This window comes from Streptomyces sp. NPDC014006 (assembly GCF_043088925.1).
Taxonomy (GTDB): Bacteria; Actinomycetota; Actinomycetes; order Streptomycetales; family Streptomycetaceae; genus Streptomyces.
Map to the genome: position 1 here is coordinate 667,889 of NZ_JBICAJ010000002.1, position 17,288 is coordinate 685,176.

Consider the following 17,288-nt stretch of genomic DNA (forward strand, 5'->3'; position numbering starts at 1 on the left):
GCTGCCTCACCCTTCTTCTCTTGCTCAGCTTCCTCATCGAAAGGCCCTGACGTGTCCGACCTGTTGCGTGCCCCCGCCGAGATCAAGTACGCCGAGGAGCTGGACTGGCTGGAGTCCGTCGACGACAACCCCAAGCCCTTCTCCTGGCGGCTGTCGCCGAAGATGATCCGGCTGTTCATCCTGGGCTCCGAGCGGGCCGACGGCCTCGACCGGGAGATCTCCCAGAAGTGGTTCGGTGAGCGCAGCATCGTCGAGCGCGCCATCGTCACCCTCGCCTCCGACCGCGGCCTGCTGCTGATCGGCGACCCCGGGACCGGCAAGAGCTGGCTGGCCGAGCTGCTGGCCGCCGCCGTCTGCCGCAACTCCACGCTCGTGGTGCAGGGCACGGCCGGTACCACCGAGGACCACATCAAGTACTCGTGGAACGTGTCCATGGTCATCGCCAAGGGACAGTCACGGGAGTCGATGATCCCCTCGCCGATCATGACGGCGATGGAGGCCGGCGTCATCGGCCGCTTCGAGGAGCTCACGCGTTCCACCAGTGACGTCCAGGACGCGCTGATCTCCATCCTGTCCGAGAAGTACATCTCGGTTCCCGAACTCGACAGCGACAACATCGTCTTCGCCAAGCCCGGCTTCTCCGTCATCGCCACCGCCAACAGCCGCGACCGCGGCGTCAACGACCTGTCCTCCGCCCTCAAGCGCCGTTTCAACTTCGTCCGCATCCCCGTGGTGACGAACAAGAAGAGCGAGGCGGAGATCGTCCGCTTCCGCACCGAGGAACTGCTGCGCCGCCACCGGATAGAGCTGGACGTGCCGCCCACGCTGCTGGACGTGCTGCTGCAGAGCTTCGCCGACCTGCGCGCTTCCGCGGCCGCGGCCGCGAGCGACGACGAGAAACTGGAGTCGGCGCTGTCCACCGCCGAGCAGATCGGCGTGCTCGAGGACGCCATCCTGCACAGCAACTTCTTCGGCGAGCGCGCCCTGACCGCCCGTACCCTCGCCTCCTCGCTCGTCGGCTCGCTCGCCCGGCGCGAACCCGAGGACCTGGCGATCCTCAACAAGTACCTGCACGGCGTCGTCGAGCCGCGCGGCAAGGAGGAGGGCGGTTCCTGGCCGGAGTTCTACGAGGGCGGCCGCGACGCGATCGCCACCCTGTCGTGAGCGCCATGACCGAGGGAACCTTCGCCGCCCTGCGCGGCCAACTCCAGCAAGCGGCGGCCGCGTTCGCCGACGGCCCCGACGCCCTTCAGGGGATCCTCCTCGGCATCGTCGACGACGTCGACCGCGCGGTGCGCGAACCGCTGGAGATCTTCCCGGTCTGCCACCACTCGCCGGCCTCGGCGCTCGCCATGGCGCGCCGGCTGCGCGAGAAGCAGCCCAAGGTGGTGTACCTGGAGCTGTGCGAGGACATGGCGCCGCTGCTGACCGAGCTGCGCAATTGCCGGCTCCCCGTCGCGGTGCAGGCGTTCGCGACCGAGGTCGACGGCTTCCCGGCCGAGTGGGCGCCGCTGTCGGTGGTCGCCCCGATCACCGAGGCGTCCGCGGAGTACCAGGCGATCGCCTACGCCCTGGACACCCCCGGCGTCGAGCTGGTCCTCGTCGACCGTTCCTCCGACCACGTCTTCCAGTGGCAGGAGAACTCCGGTGACACGGCCGATGCGGCCGGCCCGGACGCACCGCCCGCCGAGGAGGAGGCGGCGCTGCACGGCGACGCGGTCGGTGTGGAGATCGGCGACCTGCGCCCGCGCTTCGCCGAGCTGGAGGAGCACCTGCTGCGGCACGGGCGGGTGCGGCACTGGTCGGAGTGGTGGCACCAGTACGTCGAACTGCCCCTCGGGGACGCCGACCACGACACCTACCGGCAGGTCATGCTGCTGATCGGCAGCCTCTTCCGCCGCCTGGCCCCCGGCGATCCGGGCCGGGTGCGGGTGGACGAGGACCGCGAACGGTACATGTGGACGCGGATGCGTGCTCACCTCGCCGCGACCGGCACCGACCCCGCGGACGCGCTCTATGTGTGCGGCGCCTTCCACGCCGCCAGCCGCGTCGAGGAGTTCGGTGTTCAGGGCGCCGACACCTTCCGGATCAGCCCGCCGAGTGCCACCAAGTGGCAGCACGGTCTGATCCCGTCCAGCCACGCGGCGATCGAGGCGCAGTTCGGCCTCGCCGCCGGCTCGGTGTCCATCGCCGCGACCGAGTGGGCGAAGAACCTCAAGCGCACCCGGGTCAAGCCGTACCGGCTCGCCGGGCAGGCGGGCACCAGGACGCCGAAGAAGGCGGCCAAGGCCGTGCCCGCCGCCGTCCCCGCCGCACCGCTCGACGCGTCCGACAAGCTCACCGGTTTCCTGCAACGGCCGCCCGTCCTGGACCGTCTCGACGAGGCGGAACTGCTCGGCTGGTCCGTGGAGATCGTGCGTGCCGCCCGCCGCAACGGCTACCTCGCGTCCACCGCCGACGCCATCGCGGTGTTCGAGACGTCGATCCTCCTGGCCGGGATGCGTGAACGCGCCAAGCCGACGCCGTACGACTTCCAGGACGCGGCGGTCACCTGCATCGAGAAGGACACCGTGCCGGGACGGCGGGATGTGCGCCGGCTGGTGGAGATCATGCTCGGCGGCGACCGCGTCGGGCAGGTCGGCTACGACGCCCTGCCCCCGCTGGCCCGTGACGTGCACGACCGGCTGGCGCCGCTGAACCTCAAGCTGCAACAGCGCGGCGTGCAGCGGGCCCTGCTCGACATGGCGTCCCGGCCTGAGCTGGCGCAGTGCTCCGACGTGCTGTGGATGCTGCGGTATCTGATGCCGCACGGCGCCGCCCGGCCCATCATGGGCGAGCGGCGGCTCGGCGAACGCCCCATCCAGGAGTCCTGGGACCTCGCCCTCGGCACCCACCAGCGGGCGCTGATCGAGCTGGGCTACGACGGCGTCAGCATCGAGCAGGTCCTCGAACAGCGGCTGCGTCGCGTCGCGTACGGCCCACAGGCGACCACGGCGCGGGTCCTCGAGGCCGTCGAGGACGCCACCCTCTACCTGAACAGCCGCCGGCTGGCCGACGAACTGGGGCAGCGCGCCCTGGAGGTGCTGGCGACCGAGCGCAGCGTCGACGGCGCGCCCGAGGTGCTGCGCCGGGTGCGCGCACTGCTGGCGTACTACCGCACCAGCGAGCCGACGCTCCCGCCGTGGATCGAGGCGTTCGTCAAGACCGGTTACGCGCACTACTGCACGCTGCTGCCGACGGCGTTCACCGACGACGACGCGGGCGTGGGCCAGGTGGCGGCCATGCTGGGCTTCCTGTTCAGCATGGAGAGCCTCGCCCTGTCGCTCGGCTGTGACCGCAACCAGCTGGAGCTGGCCGTCGCCCAGTCGCATCCCGGGGACCCGGCCAAGACGGCACTGCTGTGGGCGGCCCAGACGCAGCTGGGCCGGCTCTCCCGGGCACAGCTGCGGGCGCGGTGCGCCGAGCTGCTGGGCAACCCGCTGGTGGTGCCCGCCTATCCGCGCTACCTCAGCGGTTTCCTGCACGCGCTGGAACCGGTGCCCGGCCTGGCCGACTTCGTCGTCGAAGCCGTGTCCCAGGCCTTCGCGCAGCTGCCGGACCCGGTGCTGCTGCCCTGGCTGCCGACCCTGATCACCACACTGCGCGGTGGCGGTGCCGACCTAGCGCCCCTGCTGATCCGTGAGGCCGGCCGCATCTTCCCGGCCCGGCTGGCGGAGCTCGACGCGTGGACGCCCCCGTGGCGGGCCGCCCCGGAACCCACGGCAGATCGGTCCTCCCGCGACCGAGCGGCCGGCCCCTGCGGCCTGCCCCTGCTGGCGGCTCACCCCGCGACCTGTGACGCGGTCGCGGACCTGCTCGGCTGCGCGGGCCCCTGGCGGACGGCGGAACCGGCCCCGGACGGGGTGGCGCTGCTCGCCCGCCACCCGCAGACCGCCGAGGCCGTGGAGGCGCTGCTGGCCACCGGCTGACGGCGAGGTCCGGGGCCACCGCACCTCAGGATGCGGTGGCCCCGGCAACGCCTCGTCTCACCTGCGCCAGAACAGATGGTGCGTGACACCGCTCGGGCTCGGCACGACGTCCAGGTGGTACCGGTCGAGCAGTTCGTCGGGCGACTCCCACAGCCGTGCGCCGGAGCCGATCTTCACCGGCGAGACCACCACGTGCAGGGTGTCGACCAGGCCGGCGTCCAGGAACTGCCGGATGGTCGTCGCCCCGCCTCCGAGCCGGACGTCCTTGCCCTGCGCCGCCTCCCGCGCCTGCGCCAGGACGTCGGCCGGATCCCCGCCGACGAAGTGGAAGGTGGTGTCGGAGAGCGTGAACGAAGGACGCGGGTGATGGGTCATGACGAAGACCGGGGTGCGGAACGGCGGCTCGTCACCCCACCAGCCGCGCCACTCGTGGTTCTGCCACGGCCCGCGCTGCGGCCCGAACTTGTTGCGGCCCATGATCTCGGCACCGATGTTGCGGGCGTAGTCGCGGGTGAAGTAGTCGTCGAGGCCACGGCTGCCGCCGGGATCGGTGCGCATGGGCCAGCTCGCCGTGGCGCCCGCCCACGCGAACAGCTGGGACGGATCGGCGTGGCCGAACGGCCGCTCGAGGCTCTGGCCCTCCCCGGCACCGAATCCGTCACTGGAGACGTTGAGGTTCTGCACACGCAGTAGCTGAGTCATGGGGGCAGGGTCCTCCCGTGTCGGTGTCAACGGTGAGAAGACCGTCCGCCGCGCACAAACTCATCGGTGCCCCGGCAGACCGGCCTGATCGGCTCCCGCACCGGCGTCCAGCGCCGGCGCGATGACCGCGAAGGCTTGGTCGGTCAGCGCGGCGGGGTCCTCGGCGCCGTCGCTGTCACACCAGCGCTGCAGCACCGCGTGGAAGGCCGTCAGCGCCATCCCGGCGGCCAGCTGCGGATACAGGTCCGTCACCGGGTCGAGCCGGAGGCGGCGGGCCACCTCCTGCGCGAGCACCTCACGCCACTGCGCCTGGCGTTCCAGGAAACGGCCGAGCAGGGCGGGTGTCCGCAGGATCAGCTGCACCACGGGCAAGGCCCGCTCCGCGTGTCCCGCGCAGGCGTCGATGGAGCGCCACACCGTGGCCCGCAGCGCAGCCGACGGTGATTCCGCGGCCGGGCGGCCCGCGAGTTCCTCGCCCATGGCGGTGCCCATGCCGGCCAGGAACTGCACGACCACGTCTTCCTTGGAGGCGAAGTAGCGGAAGAACGTCCGCTTGGAGACCCCCGCGGCGGCGGCGATCTCGTCCACCGTGACCGCGTCGAAGCCGTCACGGGCCAGCAGGGTCAGCGCGGCCTGCGTCAGCTCGTCCGCGACGAGCTGCCGTTTGCGCTGGGCCAGGGTTTCTGCCGGGCGGGAGGTCATGGCGCCATAGTACGCGGTGTGCCGAGCGTGGCTTCAGATGTCGTCCTTGACGCTCGATGTCATGAACGGCACGCTGAGTCACATGACAAGTGCAGAACGCTGGAGCGCCGAGCACATACCGGACCAGGACGGACGGCTCTTCGTCGTCACCGGAGCGAACAGCGGCCTGGGCCTCGCGACCACCCGCGCCCTCGCCCGCAAGGGGGCCCGCGTGATCCTCGCCGTGCGGGACGAGGACAAGGGCCGCAGAGCGGTCGCGCAGATCACGGCCGAACGCCCGGACGCCCGCCTGGAGGTGCGCCGGCTGGACCTGACCGACACCGCGTCGGTCCACGCCTTCGCCGACCGGCTGAAGTCCGACGGCGTCCGCCCGGACGTCCTCGTCAACAACGCCGGGGTGATGGCGCCGCCCCGCACGCTCACCGCCGAGGGCGCGGAGTTGCAGTTCGCGGCCAACCACCTCGGCCACTTCGCCCTCACGGGCCTGCTGCTCGAGGCGATGACCGACGGCGACGACCCGCGCGTGGTGACGGTGACGTCGGTCAACCACCGCCGGGCGCGGATGTTCTTCGACGACCCGACCGGCGAGCGGTCGTACTCGCCGATGGGCCGCTACAACCAGTCCAAGCTGGCGACCGCGGTCTTCGGGTACGAACTGCACCGTCGGCTGACGGCGGCCGGCAGTCCGGTCCGCAGCGTGCTGGCCCACCCCGGCTACACCGCCACCGGCCTCCAGACCAGCGCCCCCGTGGCGAGGGTCGGACTCCTCTTCGGCCGCCTCCTGCTGCCTCTCGCCCAGTCCCCGGACCAGGGCGCCCTGCCCCAGTTGTACGCGGCGACCGCGCCCGACGCCCGTGGCGGCGAGTTGTACGGTCCGGACGGCCCCGGCGAACTGCGGGGCGCCCCCCGCCAGGTGGAAGTGGCCTGGCGGGCCACCGACCCGCAGACCGCCGACCGGCTGTGGCGCCTGTCCGAGCAGCTGACCGGCGTCCGCTTCGCTCCCGGCCACCGCCTGAGGCCGACGGCCGCCGTGACGGCCCTCAGCAGATCAGCGGCCCCGGAACCGGCCGGCCGGCGGCCCACCGCAACGACGACGCCGGGCTCGACGCGGTCCTCGAAGGGGACCTCGCTGATCCAGCGTCTGCGCGGACCGTGACCCGACGAAGCCCCACCAGAACGTCCGGTGGGGCTTCGTCGTGAGATGGCCTGTGCCCACAGGCGCCCGGCTGCCGGGCTGCGCCTCAGGCGTCGATGATGACGGGGATGATGAGGGGCTTGCGGCGGTAGGTGCGGAACGCCCAGTTCGCCACGGCACGGGCGATGAGTTGTTCGAGCTGGCGCGCGTCCCCGACGCCTTCCTGGGCCGCGGTGGCCAGGGTCTTCTCGATGACGGGGACGACCGGCTCGAAGGTGGTGTCGTCGTGGACGAAGCCCCGGGCCAGGAAGTCGGGGGCCTCGGCGAGCGCGCCGGTGTCCGCGTCGACGATCGCCACCACCGTGACCACGCCTTCGGCGGCGAGGGTGAGGCGGTCCTTGAGGGAGGCCTCGGTGGCGCCGCCGACTTCCATGCCGTCCACGTAGACGTTGCCGGCGGGGACCTTGCCGGTGATGGACGCACGCCCGTCGACGAGGTCGACGACGACGCCGTCCTCGGCGATGACGACCCGGTCGGGGTCGACGCCGGTACGGATGGCGAGGTCGCCGTTGGCCCGCAGGTGCCGCCATTCACCGTGCACGGGCATGACGTTGCGCGGCTTGACGATGTTGTAGCAGTAGACGAGCTCGCCGGCGCTCGCGTGCCCGGAGACGTGCACCTTGGCGTTGCCCTTGTGGACCACATGGGCGCCCCACCGGGTGAGTCCGTTGATCACCCGGTAGATGGCGTTCTCGTTGCCGGGGATGAGGGAGCTGGCGAGCAGGACGGTGTCGCCCTTGCCGATGCGGATCATGTGGTCGCGGTTGGCCATCCGGGACAGCGCGGCCATCGGTTCGCCCTGGGAGCCGGTGCACACCAGAGTGACCTTGTGGTCGGGGAGCTTCTCCAGCTCCTTCGTGCTCACGACCAGACCGGACGGAACCTTCAGATAACCCAGGTCACGGGCGATGCCCATGTTGCGGACCATCGACCGGCCGACGAAGGCGACCTTGCGGCCGTGCTGGTGGGCGGCGTCCAGGACCTGCTGGATGCGATGCACATGGCTGGCGAAGCTGGAGACGATGACCCGGCGCGGTGCCGTGCGCATCACCTGCTCGATCGCCGGATTCAGCTCACGCTCGGACGTGGTGAAGCCGGGTACTTCGGCGTTGGTGGAGTCGGTGAGGAACAGGTCCACGCCCTCCTCGCCGAGGCGGGCGAAGGCGCGCAGATCGGTGATGCGGTCGTCCAGAGGGAACTGGTCCATCTTGAAGTCACCGGTGTGCAGCACCATCCCGGCGCCGGTGCGGATCGCGACCGCGAGGCTGTCGGGGATGGAGTGGTTGACCGCCACGAACTCGCAGTCGAACGGCCCGAAACCGCGCCGGTCGCCCTCCCGCACCCGCACCGTGCGCGGCCGGATGCCGTGTTCCTTGAGCTTGGCCTCCAGGAACGCCAGCGTCAGCTTGGAGCCGACGAGGGGAATGTCGGACCGCTCGCGCAACAGGTACGGCACGCCACCGATGTGGTCCTCGTGACCGTGGGTGAGTACGACGGCCACGATGTCGTCCAGCCGGTCCCGGATCGAGGTGAAGTCCGGCAGGATCACGTCCACGCCGGGCTGGGTTTCCTCGGGGAACAGCACACCGCAGTCGACGACGAGCAGTTTGCCGGCGTACTCGAAGACGGTCATGTTGCGGCCGATCTCCCCCAGGCCGCCCAGGGCGATGACTCGCAGCCCTCCCTCGGGCAGGGGCGGGGCGGCTTTCAGTTCGGGGTGCGGATGACTCATACCTTGACGTTACCCGGAGAGTGGGGCGGGGTGATCCATTGCCTCTGCGATCTGGCTTCTCCCAGCGGAGAGGGGCACCCGCAGCGGGCGCCCCGTGACGACCCGATCAGCCGCCGGACCAGCCCCGTTGGGCCCGGGCCGGTCGTGCGGGAGGGCCCGAACCCCGTGCGGTGGTCCGGGCCCTCATCAGGTGCGGGTATCAGCCAGGGGCCGGAGGTTCATGCACACCGCGCATGCACGCGATCCTTTCCCAGCACCCCTCGGCGCCCGCCGCTCACGTCCCCGGCAGGGAGCCGGCGGCCGTCACCGCTCGCCGGAAGCAAGGTGCCCCCGTCGGCGGCCCCGGCCAAAATCGCCGCAACAGGGGTTGGAGCAGCCCGAGCTGGGGCGGCGGGTGCTGGATCACGACCCTCCCGCCCGCCGCGTACCAGGAATCGAAGGCCGCCAGGAGCGCGCTGTCGCAGAAGGTGACGTGCCGGCAGTCGAGGACCAGCCGCCGGTAGCCGTAGACGGCCGCGGTGGTCAGAAGGACGCGCAGCGGAGCGAGGCCGAAGTGGTCGGCCTCCCCGCGCGCGACCACCTTCACCGTGCGTGCGTCGGGTGTGGTGCAGGACAGGGAGAGTATGTCCCCGGGCGCGGCGTCCGCGCCCTGTGCGGCCCCGGCCTTCTCGGCCGGTGTGGTCAGTATCGGGCTCGTGTCCGTGTTGCTCATGCCCCTATCAACCAAGCCCGGGTTGATCAAGGACAGGCGACGCGCCCGGCCTTCACCCTGCCACGGGAACCGGTTCCCCACTGCGGGGGAAGAGTCATCACCCGTGTGAGGGGGGGAGCGCGGCGGCGCATGCTCGCTCGCCGATGCCTGGGCTTGAGCGCCTGGCAGTGCCCGGCGGGGGGCAGGTGGTGCAGGCCGACGACCCGGGAGACGCCCCGCGTCACGTAGTACGGCTGAGCCTGGCGGATAGCCTGCCACCTGGGATGTCGCCGCCCCACACCTGTCTGTGGGGGCAACCGACGAAGAGGAGGCCTTCATGGCGAGCACCGCCCGTGCCACCGTGCAGCACGAAGACGAGCGGGTCCGGGTGACCCGCTGGGACTTCCGGCCGGGAGAGAGCACCGGCCGTCATGTGCACGGGTACGACTACGTCGTCGTGCCGGTCACCGACGGGCAGACCCAGGTGATCACCCCCGACGGCACGGTCACCTCGTCGCAGCTGCGCGCGGGCGAGTCCTACGCGCGCCCGGCCGGCGGCGAACACGAGGTCGTCAACGCCGGCACGTCCGCGCTGGCCTTCGTCGAGATCGAACTGAAGTAGCGCAACGGACACCGCCGCTCACCTCGTGGTCCTGGCCGGGTGGTGCCGCGTCCGTACTCGGGGATCGGCCGCGGCACCACCGCCCGGGGCGCGGAAGAGGCCTAACGCCCAGGGACCACAGCCGGATGCCCTGGATCAGCGCGCGGACACGGGGCCAAATGGGTGGTGATGCGGTTCGCCGCACCCAGGGGTGCCTTCACGCTCGCCCCGGCCGTGTGCCCGGGACCGGATCGGCAGCGGTCAGGACGCGAGGGCGTCGTCGAGGGTGGGGTGGCAGTCGATGAGAGTGTCGATGCCGACGAGCTGGAGGGTGCGCAGCACGGGCAGGGTGGGTCCGGCCAGGCGCAGCCGGCCGCCGGCCGCGGTGACGGCCTGGTAGGCGGCGATGAGGATGTTGATGCCGCTGGAGTCCATGAAGGTGACCTGCCGCATGTCGATCACGAGGCGCGGCCGCGGGGCGCCGGTGACGTCCAGGGCCTCGCGGAGCGTGTCGGCGGTGTGATGGTCGATCTCTCCGGCCAGGGTCAGCACGCGGGCGCCGTCGGCGGCCGTGGCTGTCACGGACAGCCCGCCGAGCTGCCCGGTGGTTTCGGTGTCCGTCGTTCGTCCGTCCGCCATAGCGGTGATACTGGCACACCGAGACCCGTGCTCGAAGCGTCGGCCTGCAAGAACCGGGTGCCCGTGCGCCGTGGGAGCCGGCGCAGGGGCTGGGCTGTGCAGCCGACCGGGCGTGGGTGAGCGCGTGGGCGTGAACGGGATGGTGAAGGCGGCCGTGTCGGAACGAGTTCCGCTGGGGGAGGGCCCCACCACGCCCGACGCGCGGGCGCTCCAGGTCACGGCGGCCCTGGACGGCGACGGCTCCGTCATCGCTCGTGCCCGGCCCGTGGTCGCGGACTTCCTGACCCGGGTGCAGGCGGAGCACGGCCTTCCGGTCTCGCGGCGCGCCATGGAAGTGACGCAGCTGATGGTGAGCGAGCTGGTCACCAACGCCCGTAAGTACGCGCCCGGTCCGGTGCTGCTGGAAGTGCGGATCACGCGGGACGCGGTCGAGGTGGCGGTGCGGGATTCCGATCCGGTGCTGCCGGTGGCCCGGGCCGCGGACGCGGGACGGGTGGGACAGCACGGTCTGGAGATCGTCATGGCCGTCACACAGGGCCTCGAGGTCCAGCGCGAGCGGGCCGGCAAACGCGTCACCGCACGCATCGCCCTGCCGGACGATCCGGGCGGAGACCTCGGCGGCCGCACTTCTGTGCAGGGCACGGGGAACCTGCGTGCTGCCCGGTGAGCGCCCCTGCTCACGCCGTTGCGGCGAACTCGCTGCTCTGGGAGCCAGCCGGACCCGGGTCGCTGACCGGGACCGGTCGTGGCGACATCAGACCCCGCGGATGTCGGTCGCGCCGTAAGCGGCGCGCCAGGCGGCGGGGGTCGTGGCTGCCTGACGCCGGAAGAAGGTGGTGAAGTTGCCGGCGTCCCGGAAGCCGAGGCGTCGGGCGCAGCCGGCGACCGGCAGGCCGGTGTGCGCGAGCAGCCTCCTGGCCTCCAGCAGGATGCGCTGGTCGAGGAAGGCCTTGGCGCCCGTGCCGGTGGCGGCGCGCGTCGCCCGGGTGAGGGTGCGCACGTCGTAACCGAGTGCCCGCGCGTAGTCGCCCACGTGGTGCCAGTCGGTGAAGTGTTCTTCGACGGCGGCCCGGTAGGCGCGGAACACGTCCGTGGACCGGTTGCCGGCCGGAACCCCGTCGGTTCGGGCGGGCGCGGCCGGTAGTGCGCGCAGGACCAGCGCCGCCAGCAGGTGGGACAGCAGTGCGGGAGATGCCAGGAGCGGGGTGCGCGCTGCCGTGTCGTGCTCGCGGCCGAGGTGTTGGGCCGCGAGCAGGGCCAGGTCCAGACGCTGCCGGTCCAGGCGCCAGCACGCCGGGGTGGTGGCCTCCGCGGCGGTGAGGCCGGGGAGAAAGCCGGGCCGGAAGAGGACCAGCGGGCCGTCGCAGGCGTCGACGTCGCTCCAGCGGTGCACCATGCCGGGCCGGATCCATACGGCGCTGCCTTCCGCCAGCCGGTAGATGTCGAAGTCCGCTTCGTGGGCGCCGGTGCCGGAGGCGATCAGGGCCAGGACGTGGAAGTCGGGGCGCTGGGGGAGTACGCGACGGCCCTCGGTGTCCATGGAGCGCAGCGCGGCGAAGTCGAGGACCTCCACGCCGTGCGGTGAGCCGACGGCAGGTGAGTAGCGCAGCTGTCGCACTGCCGGTTGTCCGTTTTCCACAAGTGCTGTGCTCCTTTTCACCGGGGCATGGACCGCGCTTCCCCTACCGTCGATGTGCACCTGGCAGGCAGGTCAGGTTACCCGTGGAAGGCTGCGGCCGGGAGACACCGATCGTCTCGGGCAGCCGAGTGAAAGGCGCAGGGATGACGGAAACGACAAGGCCGGTGCCGGTGGCGGGCGGGACTCTGGACGTACGGGTCGGCGGCCGTACCGGACCGGCGCTGGTGTTCGTCCACTACTGGGGCGGCTCCGCCGGCACATGGAACGACGTGATCGGTCATCTGCCGCCCGGGCAGGCGACGGTCCGCTTCGACCAACGCGGCTGGGGCACCTCTCGCGCCCTGCCCGGCCCCTATCACCTCGACCGGCTCGCCGACGACCTCGCTCGCGTGATCGACACGTGCGTGCGGGGGCCGTTCGTCCTCGTCGGCCACTCGATGGGCGGCAAGGTGAGCCAGCTCGTCGCGGCCCGAAGGCCGGCCGGCCTGGCCGGCGTGGTGCTTCTCGCCCCCGCACCGCCCGAGCCGCCCGTCACGGTGACCGAGGAGCACCGGCAGGGCCTGTCCCACGCCTACGACTCGCCCGAGGCGGCGATGCACGCCCTCGACCATGTCCTGACCGCCACACCGCTGTCCGAGACGGTGCGGGCCACCGCGGTACGCGACAGCCTCGCCGCCGGACCCGAGGCCCGGCAGGAGTGGCCGCTGCGCGGCATCGCGCAGGACATCACCCACGCCGTGCGCGGCATCGCGGTTCCGGTGACCGTGCTGGCCGCGGAGAACGACCTCGTGGAACCGCCGGGCGTCTTGCGCGAGTGCCTCCTGCCGCACATCCCGCACGCCACCCTGGTCACCGTCCCCGCCACCGGCCACCTCCTCCCCGCGGAAGCCCCCCGCGCCGTCGCCACCGCTGTCGAGGATTTCCTCCAGCTCCTTCGACACTGACCCGGGCCCCGTTGGCGCGCGCCGACAGCGCGCGGACGGCACAGGTGCGGAGCGGTGTCCAGGCAGATCTGCACAAGGCAGGACACGTCGCGGTTGGCCGAGCGGGAGGTCTTGGGGACGGAGCGGGCAGGCGACGGGGGGACCCCTGCCCGCTCCGTGGCAACGACCCGGACGGGGGGAGTGCGGGCCTTGCGGCGCCGATAGTACCCCGCAGCTCAAGGCGGCGATGCTCGCCGGCCCGTCGACCGGCACGCCACTGACGGCAGCCCGCGATCAGCACCTGCCCCCGGAACAGCGTCACCGGGCCGGGATCGGCTGAGTGAGGTTCACCGGGTTGCCGTCGGGGTCCTGGATGTGGGCGACGCGCTGTCCCCACGGCATGTCGTTGGGACCGCCGCGGACCGAGCCGCCCAGCGCCACCACCCGGCCGAGCGTCTCGTCGACGTCGTCGACACCGATGCTGAGCAGGATCCGCGCCTCCGCCCCCGTCCCCACGTCCGCCCTGGCCACCAGCCCGAGGTCGGTGTCGCCGATGCGCAAGCCGACGTAGAAGGCCGGGCCTTCCGCCGGTATCCGGAAGATCTCCTCAGCGCCGAGCAATGCCGTGTAGAAGCCGAGCAGAACGTCCTGGTCGGCAGTCACGATCACTGGCTGGATGGTGGACATGGCACCCCTGTCAAGAACGGTCGTGTCGCTGGGTAGACCGTTCATGGACGGTGAACTCATCGGCACGACCACCCCGCCGGGCGGTCTACGGCACGGACTGCCGCCCACGACCGGCACGGGCACCCCGTAACGAGGTCACCACCCCGCTGCCCAGCCACTTCGCGACGGCGGATCTTCCCTGTCGCCGCCCGGCCCTCTGGGCGGTGCAAGGTGTGCGGGTCAGTAGGGTGGGCATCCGATGGCGAGGGGAGGAGCGGTGAGAGCGGCGCGGACTTTGGCGACCCTGGACGAGGTCGACCCTGGTGATCATGTCTGCCAGGTGCTGGATGCTGCGGACGATGTCATGGACCGCAGCCGGGCCTTCGTCGCGGACGGGGCGCTGTTCGGCGACAAAGTGGTGATCATCGGCCCGGCTCCGCGGACAGGCGGCGAGTTCGCCCAGCTGGTGCTCGACCCTTCCCGGCTGGAGGGCTCTCTCCTTGCCGCCGTGCGGCGCGAGGCGGTGAGCGCCGGCCGTGAGGGTTTCCGCTCGCTTCGGGTGCTGCATCACGTGACGCCCAGCGGCCGCACGGAGCGGCCGGAGGACCTGTTGCGCAGCGAGCTCGAGCTGGAGGAGTTCGCCACCGACAGCGGAGCTCTGGTGGTGTGCGCCTACAGCGGTGGTGGCTGGGACGCTTCTACACTGGAACAGGTCAGGTGCGTGCACCCTCACCACCTGGGCAGCCGTCCGGCATCACCCGCATTCCAGGTGTACCGGACAGGAAAGGACGGCTGGACGGTGAACGGGGTCATCGACAGCGAAGGCGCGCCGGCCTTCGGGAACATCCTGCGCACGCTGCTCGCGCAGACAGCGACAGTGCGCCTCCTCTGTCACGCCCTGGATTTCTTCGACGCAGCCGGGATGAGCGCGCTGGCCGACGCGGCCAGATGCCTGCCGGACCGCAAGGTCGTTCTGGAAGGTACCAACGACACCGTGCGGCTGGCCTGGGAACTGTCCGGCTTCGCCGTGCGGGACGTTCCGGTGGTGATGGCGCCGTGACCTCCACCCGCTCCGCCTCCACACCCTCGGTCGCCGGGTACCGGCACGAGCTGTACCCGTACCGCGGCCGGGACCAGTTCGTCGAGGGAACCCTCGGTTTCATCCAGGAGGCGCTGGACGGTGACGAGGCCGTCGTCGTAGCCGTCCCCGAGGACAAGGTGTCCTTGCTGCGGGCCGAGATTCCCGCCGAAGCGGCGGTGCGCTACGTCGACACCACCATGGTGGCGCACCATCCGGGCCGGCTCATCGGAGCCTGGCAGGAGTGGATCAAGGAGCATGTCGCCGAGGGGCGGCCGGTGCGCGGGATCGGCGAATCCCCCTGGGACGAGATCCGCAACCGCGCCCAGGCACAGGAACTGCACTACCACGAGTGGCTGCTGAACAAGGCCTTCGCAGACGGCCCGGCCTGGTGGCTGCTGTGCCCGTACGACACCACCGGCCACGGGGCCGTGCTGGAGGAGATGGCGCGCTGCCACCCCGAGGTCCGAAGGGACGGTCGCACCGTGCCGTGCACGGACTACGATCCGCACACACCGTTCGCTTTCGATCCGCTGACCAATCCATGCGACCCGTACGACGAACTGGTCTACGCCCGTGGTGACCTGACGGCGGTGCGGGAGAAGATCGAGCGCTGTGCCGAACGGCACGGCCTGAGCGGCAGCAAGCTGCGCGAGCTGCATCTGGCCGCCACCGAAGTGGCCGCCAACAGCATCCGGCACGGCGGAGGCCAGGGCGTGCTGCGGACCTGGGGCGACGACCACCGGATGGTGTGCGAGTTCCGCGACGCCGGCTACATCAAGGACCCCCTCGTGGGCCGGTCCCGTCCCAGCGGCATGCAGATCGGCGGCCGCGGGCTCTGGCTCGTGCACCAGCTGTGCGACCTCGTCGAGATACGTTCCACCCCTGATACGGGCACCACCATCCGTCTGCACACGGAGCTGCCCGGCTGATCTCTGCCGGGCCGCGCTCGGCTCAGCGCCGGAGTGAGGCGGCGTCGCGAGGACCTTCCCTGAGCCGCACGCTCATGGCCGCGGTGAGGAAGCCGGGCCCGCCGTCTCGATGCGGCGGGCCCGATCCGTGCCACCGGTGTCGTCCTGAGAGGTGAGGCGCAGACGGGCGGTGATCTGCTTTCCCACGGCATGCGATGTGACGGCGACGTGATCGCTGACCGCGTGGACCAGGTGCAGTCCGTGGCCGCCGACGCGCTGTGGGTCGCGTCGGTGCACTGTCGGCCGGTCGGAGGAGGTGTCCCGGACGGTGATCGCGAGCTCTTCGTCGGACAGCTGCAGGGTCAGCCCGCACGGGCCCGGGGCGTGCCGGATCGCGTTCGTGACGAGCTCACTGACGACGAGCTCGGCGTCCAGGACCAGTGGGGGCGGCACGGGCGTGCGGTACCGGACACAGGCGAGGAAGGCGCGCAAAACATGGCGCGCGTCACTGACGCGGGCCGCTGCGCCGTCCCACGTCACGCTGCAGCGCAGCGTGACGGGCTCACCCGTGCCCTGTTCATCCGCCGCCTGATTCCTAAGCGGGGTGACCATCCGGGGCTCTTTCGTTGTGCTTGCCGTCCATTGCGGCCGTCGGGCCCGCGTGTACCCCTCTGTCGACCGCACACACCTCAGGTGACTTGCCTGCAGGTGCGGTGCATCGCCCTGGACGGCGACGCCGACACCGTGCTCGGACGGTCGACCAGGGCATGCGGGCTGCCGCTCAGGCCGGGTCGGTGCGTCCGGTCCGTATCCGCTGGGCGACATCGCGGAGTTTGATGTTGTGCTGCTGGGAGATGCGGCGCAGCACGTTGAAGGCGTCGTCCTCGCTCAGCTGGTGGCGCTCCATGAGGATGCCCATGGCCTCACCGATGGAGTGCCGGGACTCCATGGCGTGCTCGAGCTGGTCGATGGTGCGGGCGCTGTCCAGGGCGACGGCGGCGTGCGAGGCCAGCAGCCAGCCCGCGGTCTCGATGTCCTTGCCCATGGCTCCGGGGCGGCGGGCGTACAGGTTCAGTGCGCCGAAGTCGTCCTCGTCGGTGTAGAGCAGTACGCCGGTCATGCTGCCGATGCCCAGCTTGCGGGCCTCCGCGGCGAAACGCTCCCATGCCGGCTGCGGCTGGTTCAGGTCCTCGATCCGGTACACGCGTTCGCCGTCCTTGTGCCGGGCGAGATCGAAACAGGGCCCCTCGTCCAGCTCGCCCTGGAGGCGGTCGGACTCGTGGACCATGTCCCCGCAGGCCGCCAGCGTCACCGCCCGTCCCTTGCGCACCGCAAGGATCCCCGCCGCATCACAGCCCTCGATCAGCTTCACCGCCGACGCCGCGATCTCATCCAGCGTCGCCTGCAGCGAATCCTGGGCCAGCAGGTGCCGCGCGAGCACCGCCATCTGCTCGGCGTACTTCTGCCACTCCATAGCCACCCCGCCTCGATCACCGACCGGGCCACACTAGACCGAGTTCTGCGATGGAGGATGTTTTTGACCTCAGTACAGCCGCCCACCCAGGGCAAATCGTTGCCCCGGACCGACGGAACGCCGGGTACGTCGACCGGCCGCCGGGCCGAGGGCCGTCCTGGTGGGGCCTGTGCGCGGAGCCGTGAGACGACGAAGCCGCACCGGAGCTCTCCGGTGCGGCTTCGTCGTGACTTCGGCGGCGGTGCCGGGCACGATGCGGTCGGCGCCTCATGCGGCCTGTCCCTGTGACGCTTCCGAGGTGCATCTACACGAAGGTGCCGAGCCTGGGGCGGCGAGGTACCGCAGCGGGCTGCCGCGGCCACTGGGA

Annotated in this window: 17 protein-coding genes; 8 read left to right on the plus strand and 9 right to left on the minus strand. The window is 71.4% G+C overall.

The genetic code is table 11. The features are described from left to right. The first annotated feature begins 51 nt into the window (after window positions 1-51). Complete coding sequence (locus ACF1GV_RS09500) at window positions 52-1,164, plus strand: AAA family ATPase (RefSeq protein WP_363262013.1); 1,113 nt, start codon at window positions 52-54, stop codon at window positions 1,162-1,164. A 5-nt stretch (window positions 1,165-1,169) separates the two neighbouring features. Beyond that, window positions 1,170-3,968 (plus strand): hypothetical protein, encoded by a 2,799-nt coding sequence (locus ACF1GV_RS09505; protein WP_391679489.1) that lies wholly within the window; start codon window positions 1,170-1,172, stop codon window positions 3,966-3,968. Window positions 3,969-4,025: 57 nt separating this feature from the next. On the opposite strand, the gene ACF1GV_RS09510 is transcribed toward ACF1GV_RS09505, so the two are convergent. Further along, window positions 4,026-4,670 carry a dihydrofolate reductase family protein gene (locus tag ACF1GV_RS09510; protein WP_391679487.1) on the minus strand — a complete coding sequence of 215 codons (645 nt, stop codon included), beginning with the start codon at window positions 4,668-4,670 and terminating at the stop codon, window positions 4,026-4,028. A 60-nt stretch (window positions 4,671-4,730) separates the two neighbouring features. After that, window positions 4,731-5,372, minus strand: a complete 642-nt coding sequence (locus ACF1GV_RS09515) for a TetR family transcriptional regulator (RefSeq protein WP_391679485.1) — start codon at window positions 5,370-5,372, stop codon at window positions 4,731-4,733. Between the two features lie 82 nt (window positions 5,373-5,454). Here ACF1GV_RS09515 and ACF1GV_RS09520 point away from each other — a divergent pair, with 82 nt between their 5' ends. Then, window positions 5,455-6,528 (plus strand): oxidoreductase, encoded by a 1,074-nt coding sequence (locus ACF1GV_RS09520; RefSeq protein ID WP_391679482.1) that lies wholly within the window; start codon window positions 5,455-5,457, stop codon window positions 6,526-6,528. 85 nt (window positions 6,529-6,613) lie between these two features. Here the strand turns inward: ACF1GV_RS09520 and ACF1GV_RS09525 are convergent, their stop codons facing one another. Continuing rightward, the gene (locus ACF1GV_RS09525) at window positions 6,614-8,299 is read right to left on the minus strand and encodes a ribonuclease J (protein ID WP_391679479.1); all 1,686 of its coding nucleotides are present in this window, start codon (window positions 8,297-8,299) and stop codon (window positions 6,614-6,616) included. A gap of 274 nt (window positions 8,300-8,573) precedes the next feature. Next, on the minus strand, window positions 8,574-9,011 hold the full coding sequence (locus tag ACF1GV_RS09530; RefSeq protein ID WP_391679476.1) for an STAS domain-containing protein: 438 nt from the start codon (window positions 9,009-9,011) through the stop codon (window positions 8,574-8,576). Window positions 9,012-9,327: 316 nt separating this feature from the next. Here ACF1GV_RS09530 and ACF1GV_RS09535 point away from each other — a divergent pair, with 316 nt between their 5' ends. Next, complete coding sequence (locus tag ACF1GV_RS09535; protein ID WP_391679473.1) at window positions 9,328-9,612, plus strand: cupin domain-containing protein; 285 nt, start codon at window positions 9,328-9,330, stop codon at window positions 9,610-9,612. Between the two features lie 240 nt (window positions 9,613-9,852). Here the strand turns inward: ACF1GV_RS09535 and ACF1GV_RS09540 are convergent, their stop codons facing one another. Then, the gene (locus ACF1GV_RS09540; protein WP_391679471.1) at window positions 9,853-10,230 is read right to left on the minus strand and encodes an STAS domain-containing protein; all 378 of its coding nucleotides are present in this window, start codon (window positions 10,228-10,230) and stop codon (window positions 9,853-9,855) included. A 139-nt stretch (window positions 10,231-10,369) separates the two neighbouring features. Here ACF1GV_RS09540 and ACF1GV_RS09545 point away from each other — a divergent pair, with 139 nt between their 5' ends. Beyond that, a complete protein-coding gene (locus ACF1GV_RS09545) occupies window positions 10,370-10,897 on the plus strand; it encodes an ATP-binding protein (protein ID WP_391679655.1) in 528 nt (175 codons plus the stop codon). A gap of 87 nt (window positions 10,898-10,984) precedes the next feature. On the opposite strand, the gene ACF1GV_RS09550 is transcribed toward ACF1GV_RS09545, so the two are convergent. Beyond that, entirely contained in the window at window positions 10,985-11,869 is an 885-nt protein-coding gene (locus ACF1GV_RS09550; protein WP_391679468.1) for an AraC family transcriptional regulator, read from the minus strand. Window positions 11,870-12,012: 143 nt separating this feature from the next. Here ACF1GV_RS09550 and ACF1GV_RS09555 point away from each other — a divergent pair, with 143 nt between their 5' ends. Next, on the plus strand, window positions 12,013-12,813 hold the full coding sequence (locus tag ACF1GV_RS09555; RefSeq protein ID WP_391679466.1) for an alpha/beta fold hydrolase: 801 nt from the start codon (window positions 12,013-12,015) through the stop codon (window positions 12,811-12,813). 297 nt (window positions 12,814-13,110) lie between these two features. Here the strand turns inward: ACF1GV_RS09555 and ACF1GV_RS09560 are convergent, their stop codons facing one another. Continuing rightward, entirely contained in the window at window positions 13,111-13,479 is a 369-nt protein-coding gene (locus tag ACF1GV_RS09560) for a VOC family protein (RefSeq protein ID WP_391679464.1), read from the minus strand. 256 nt (window positions 13,480-13,735) lie between these two features. On the opposite strand from ACF1GV_RS09560, the gene ACF1GV_RS09565 reads away from it, so the two are divergent. Then, window positions 13,736-14,518: an MEDS domain-containing protein gene (locus ACF1GV_RS09565; protein ID WP_391679461.1), complete on the plus strand. Its 783-nt coding sequence runs from the start codon at window positions 13,736-13,738 to the stop codon at window positions 14,516-14,518. Beyond that, complete coding sequence (locus tag ACF1GV_RS09570; RefSeq protein ID WP_391679459.1) at window positions 14,515-15,468, plus strand: anti-sigma factor RsbA family regulatory protein; 954 nt, start codon at window positions 14,515-14,517, stop codon at window positions 15,466-15,468. The genes ACF1GV_RS09565 and ACF1GV_RS09570 overlap by 4 nt, the downstream gene beginning before the upstream one ends. Before the next feature lie 72 nt (window positions 15,469-15,540). On the opposite strand, the gene ACF1GV_RS09575 is transcribed toward ACF1GV_RS09570, so the two are convergent. Both ACF1GV_RS09575 and ACF1GV_RS09580 read right to left on the minus strand, forming a co-directional pair. Next, entirely contained in the window at window positions 15,541-16,272 is a 732-nt protein-coding gene (locus ACF1GV_RS09575; protein ID WP_391679572.1) for an ATP-binding protein, read from the minus strand. Further along, window positions 16,229-16,921 (minus strand): ANTAR domain-containing protein, encoded by a 693-nt coding sequence (locus ACF1GV_RS09580; protein ID WP_391679456.1) that lies wholly within the window; start codon window positions 16,919-16,921, stop codon window positions 16,229-16,231. Before ACF1GV_RS09580 ends, ACF1GV_RS09575 begins: the two co-directional genes overlap by 44 nt. Between the last annotated feature and the right edge of the window lie 367 nt (window positions 16,922-17,288).

Excerpts from the sequence above, each read along its gene's own strand:
- ACF1GV_RS09505 (WP_391679489.1), top strand. The coding sequence starts at position 1,170 with ATGACCGAGGGAACCTTCGCCGCCCTGCGCGGCCAACTCCAGCAAGCG.
- ACF1GV_RS09510 (WP_391679487.1), bottom strand. The coding sequence starts at position 4,670 with ATGACTCAGCTACTGCGTGTGCAGAACCTCAACGTCTCCAGTGACGGA.
- ACF1GV_RS09515 (WP_391679485.1), bottom strand. The coding sequence starts at position 5,372 with ATGACCTCCCGCCCGGCAGAAACCCTGGCCCAGCGCAAACGGCAGCTC.
- ACF1GV_RS09520 (WP_391679482.1), top strand. The coding sequence starts at position 5,455 with ATGACAAGTGCAGAACGCTGGAGCGCCGAGCACATACCGGACCAGGAC.
- ACF1GV_RS09525 (WP_391679479.1), bottom strand. The coding sequence starts at position 8,299 with ATGAGTCATCCGCACCCCGAACTGAAAGCCGCCCCGCCCCTGCCCGAG.
- ACF1GV_RS09530 (WP_391679476.1), bottom strand. The coding sequence starts at position 9,011 with ATGAGCAACACGGACACGAGCCCGATACTGACCACACCGGCCGAGAAG.
- ACF1GV_RS09535 (WP_391679473.1), top strand. The coding sequence starts at position 9,328 with ATGGCGAGCACCGCCCGTGCCACCGTGCAGCACGAAGACGAGCGGGTC.
- ACF1GV_RS09540 (WP_391679471.1), bottom strand. The coding sequence starts at position 10,230 with ATGGCGGACGGACGAACGACGGACACCGAAACCACCGGGCAGCTCGGC.
- ACF1GV_RS09545 (WP_391679655.1), top strand. The coding sequence starts at position 10,370 with ATGGTGAAGGCGGCCGTGTCGGAACGAGTTCCGCTGGGGGAGGGCCCC.
- ACF1GV_RS09555 (WP_391679466.1), top strand. The coding sequence starts at position 12,013 with ATGACGGAAACGACAAGGCCGGTGCCGGTGGCGGGCGGGACTCTGGAC.
- ACF1GV_RS09560 (WP_391679464.1), bottom strand. The coding sequence starts at position 13,479 with ATGTCCACCATCCAGCCAGTGATCGTGACTGCCGACCAGGACGTTCTG.
- ACF1GV_RS09575 (WP_391679572.1), bottom strand. The coding sequence starts at position 16,272 with ATGTCGCCCAGCGGATACGGACCGGACGCACCGACCCGGCCTGAGCGG.
- ACF1GV_RS09580 (WP_391679456.1), bottom strand. The coding sequence starts at position 16,921 with ATGGAGTGGCAGAAGTACGCCGAGCAGATGGCGGTGCTCGCGCGGCAC.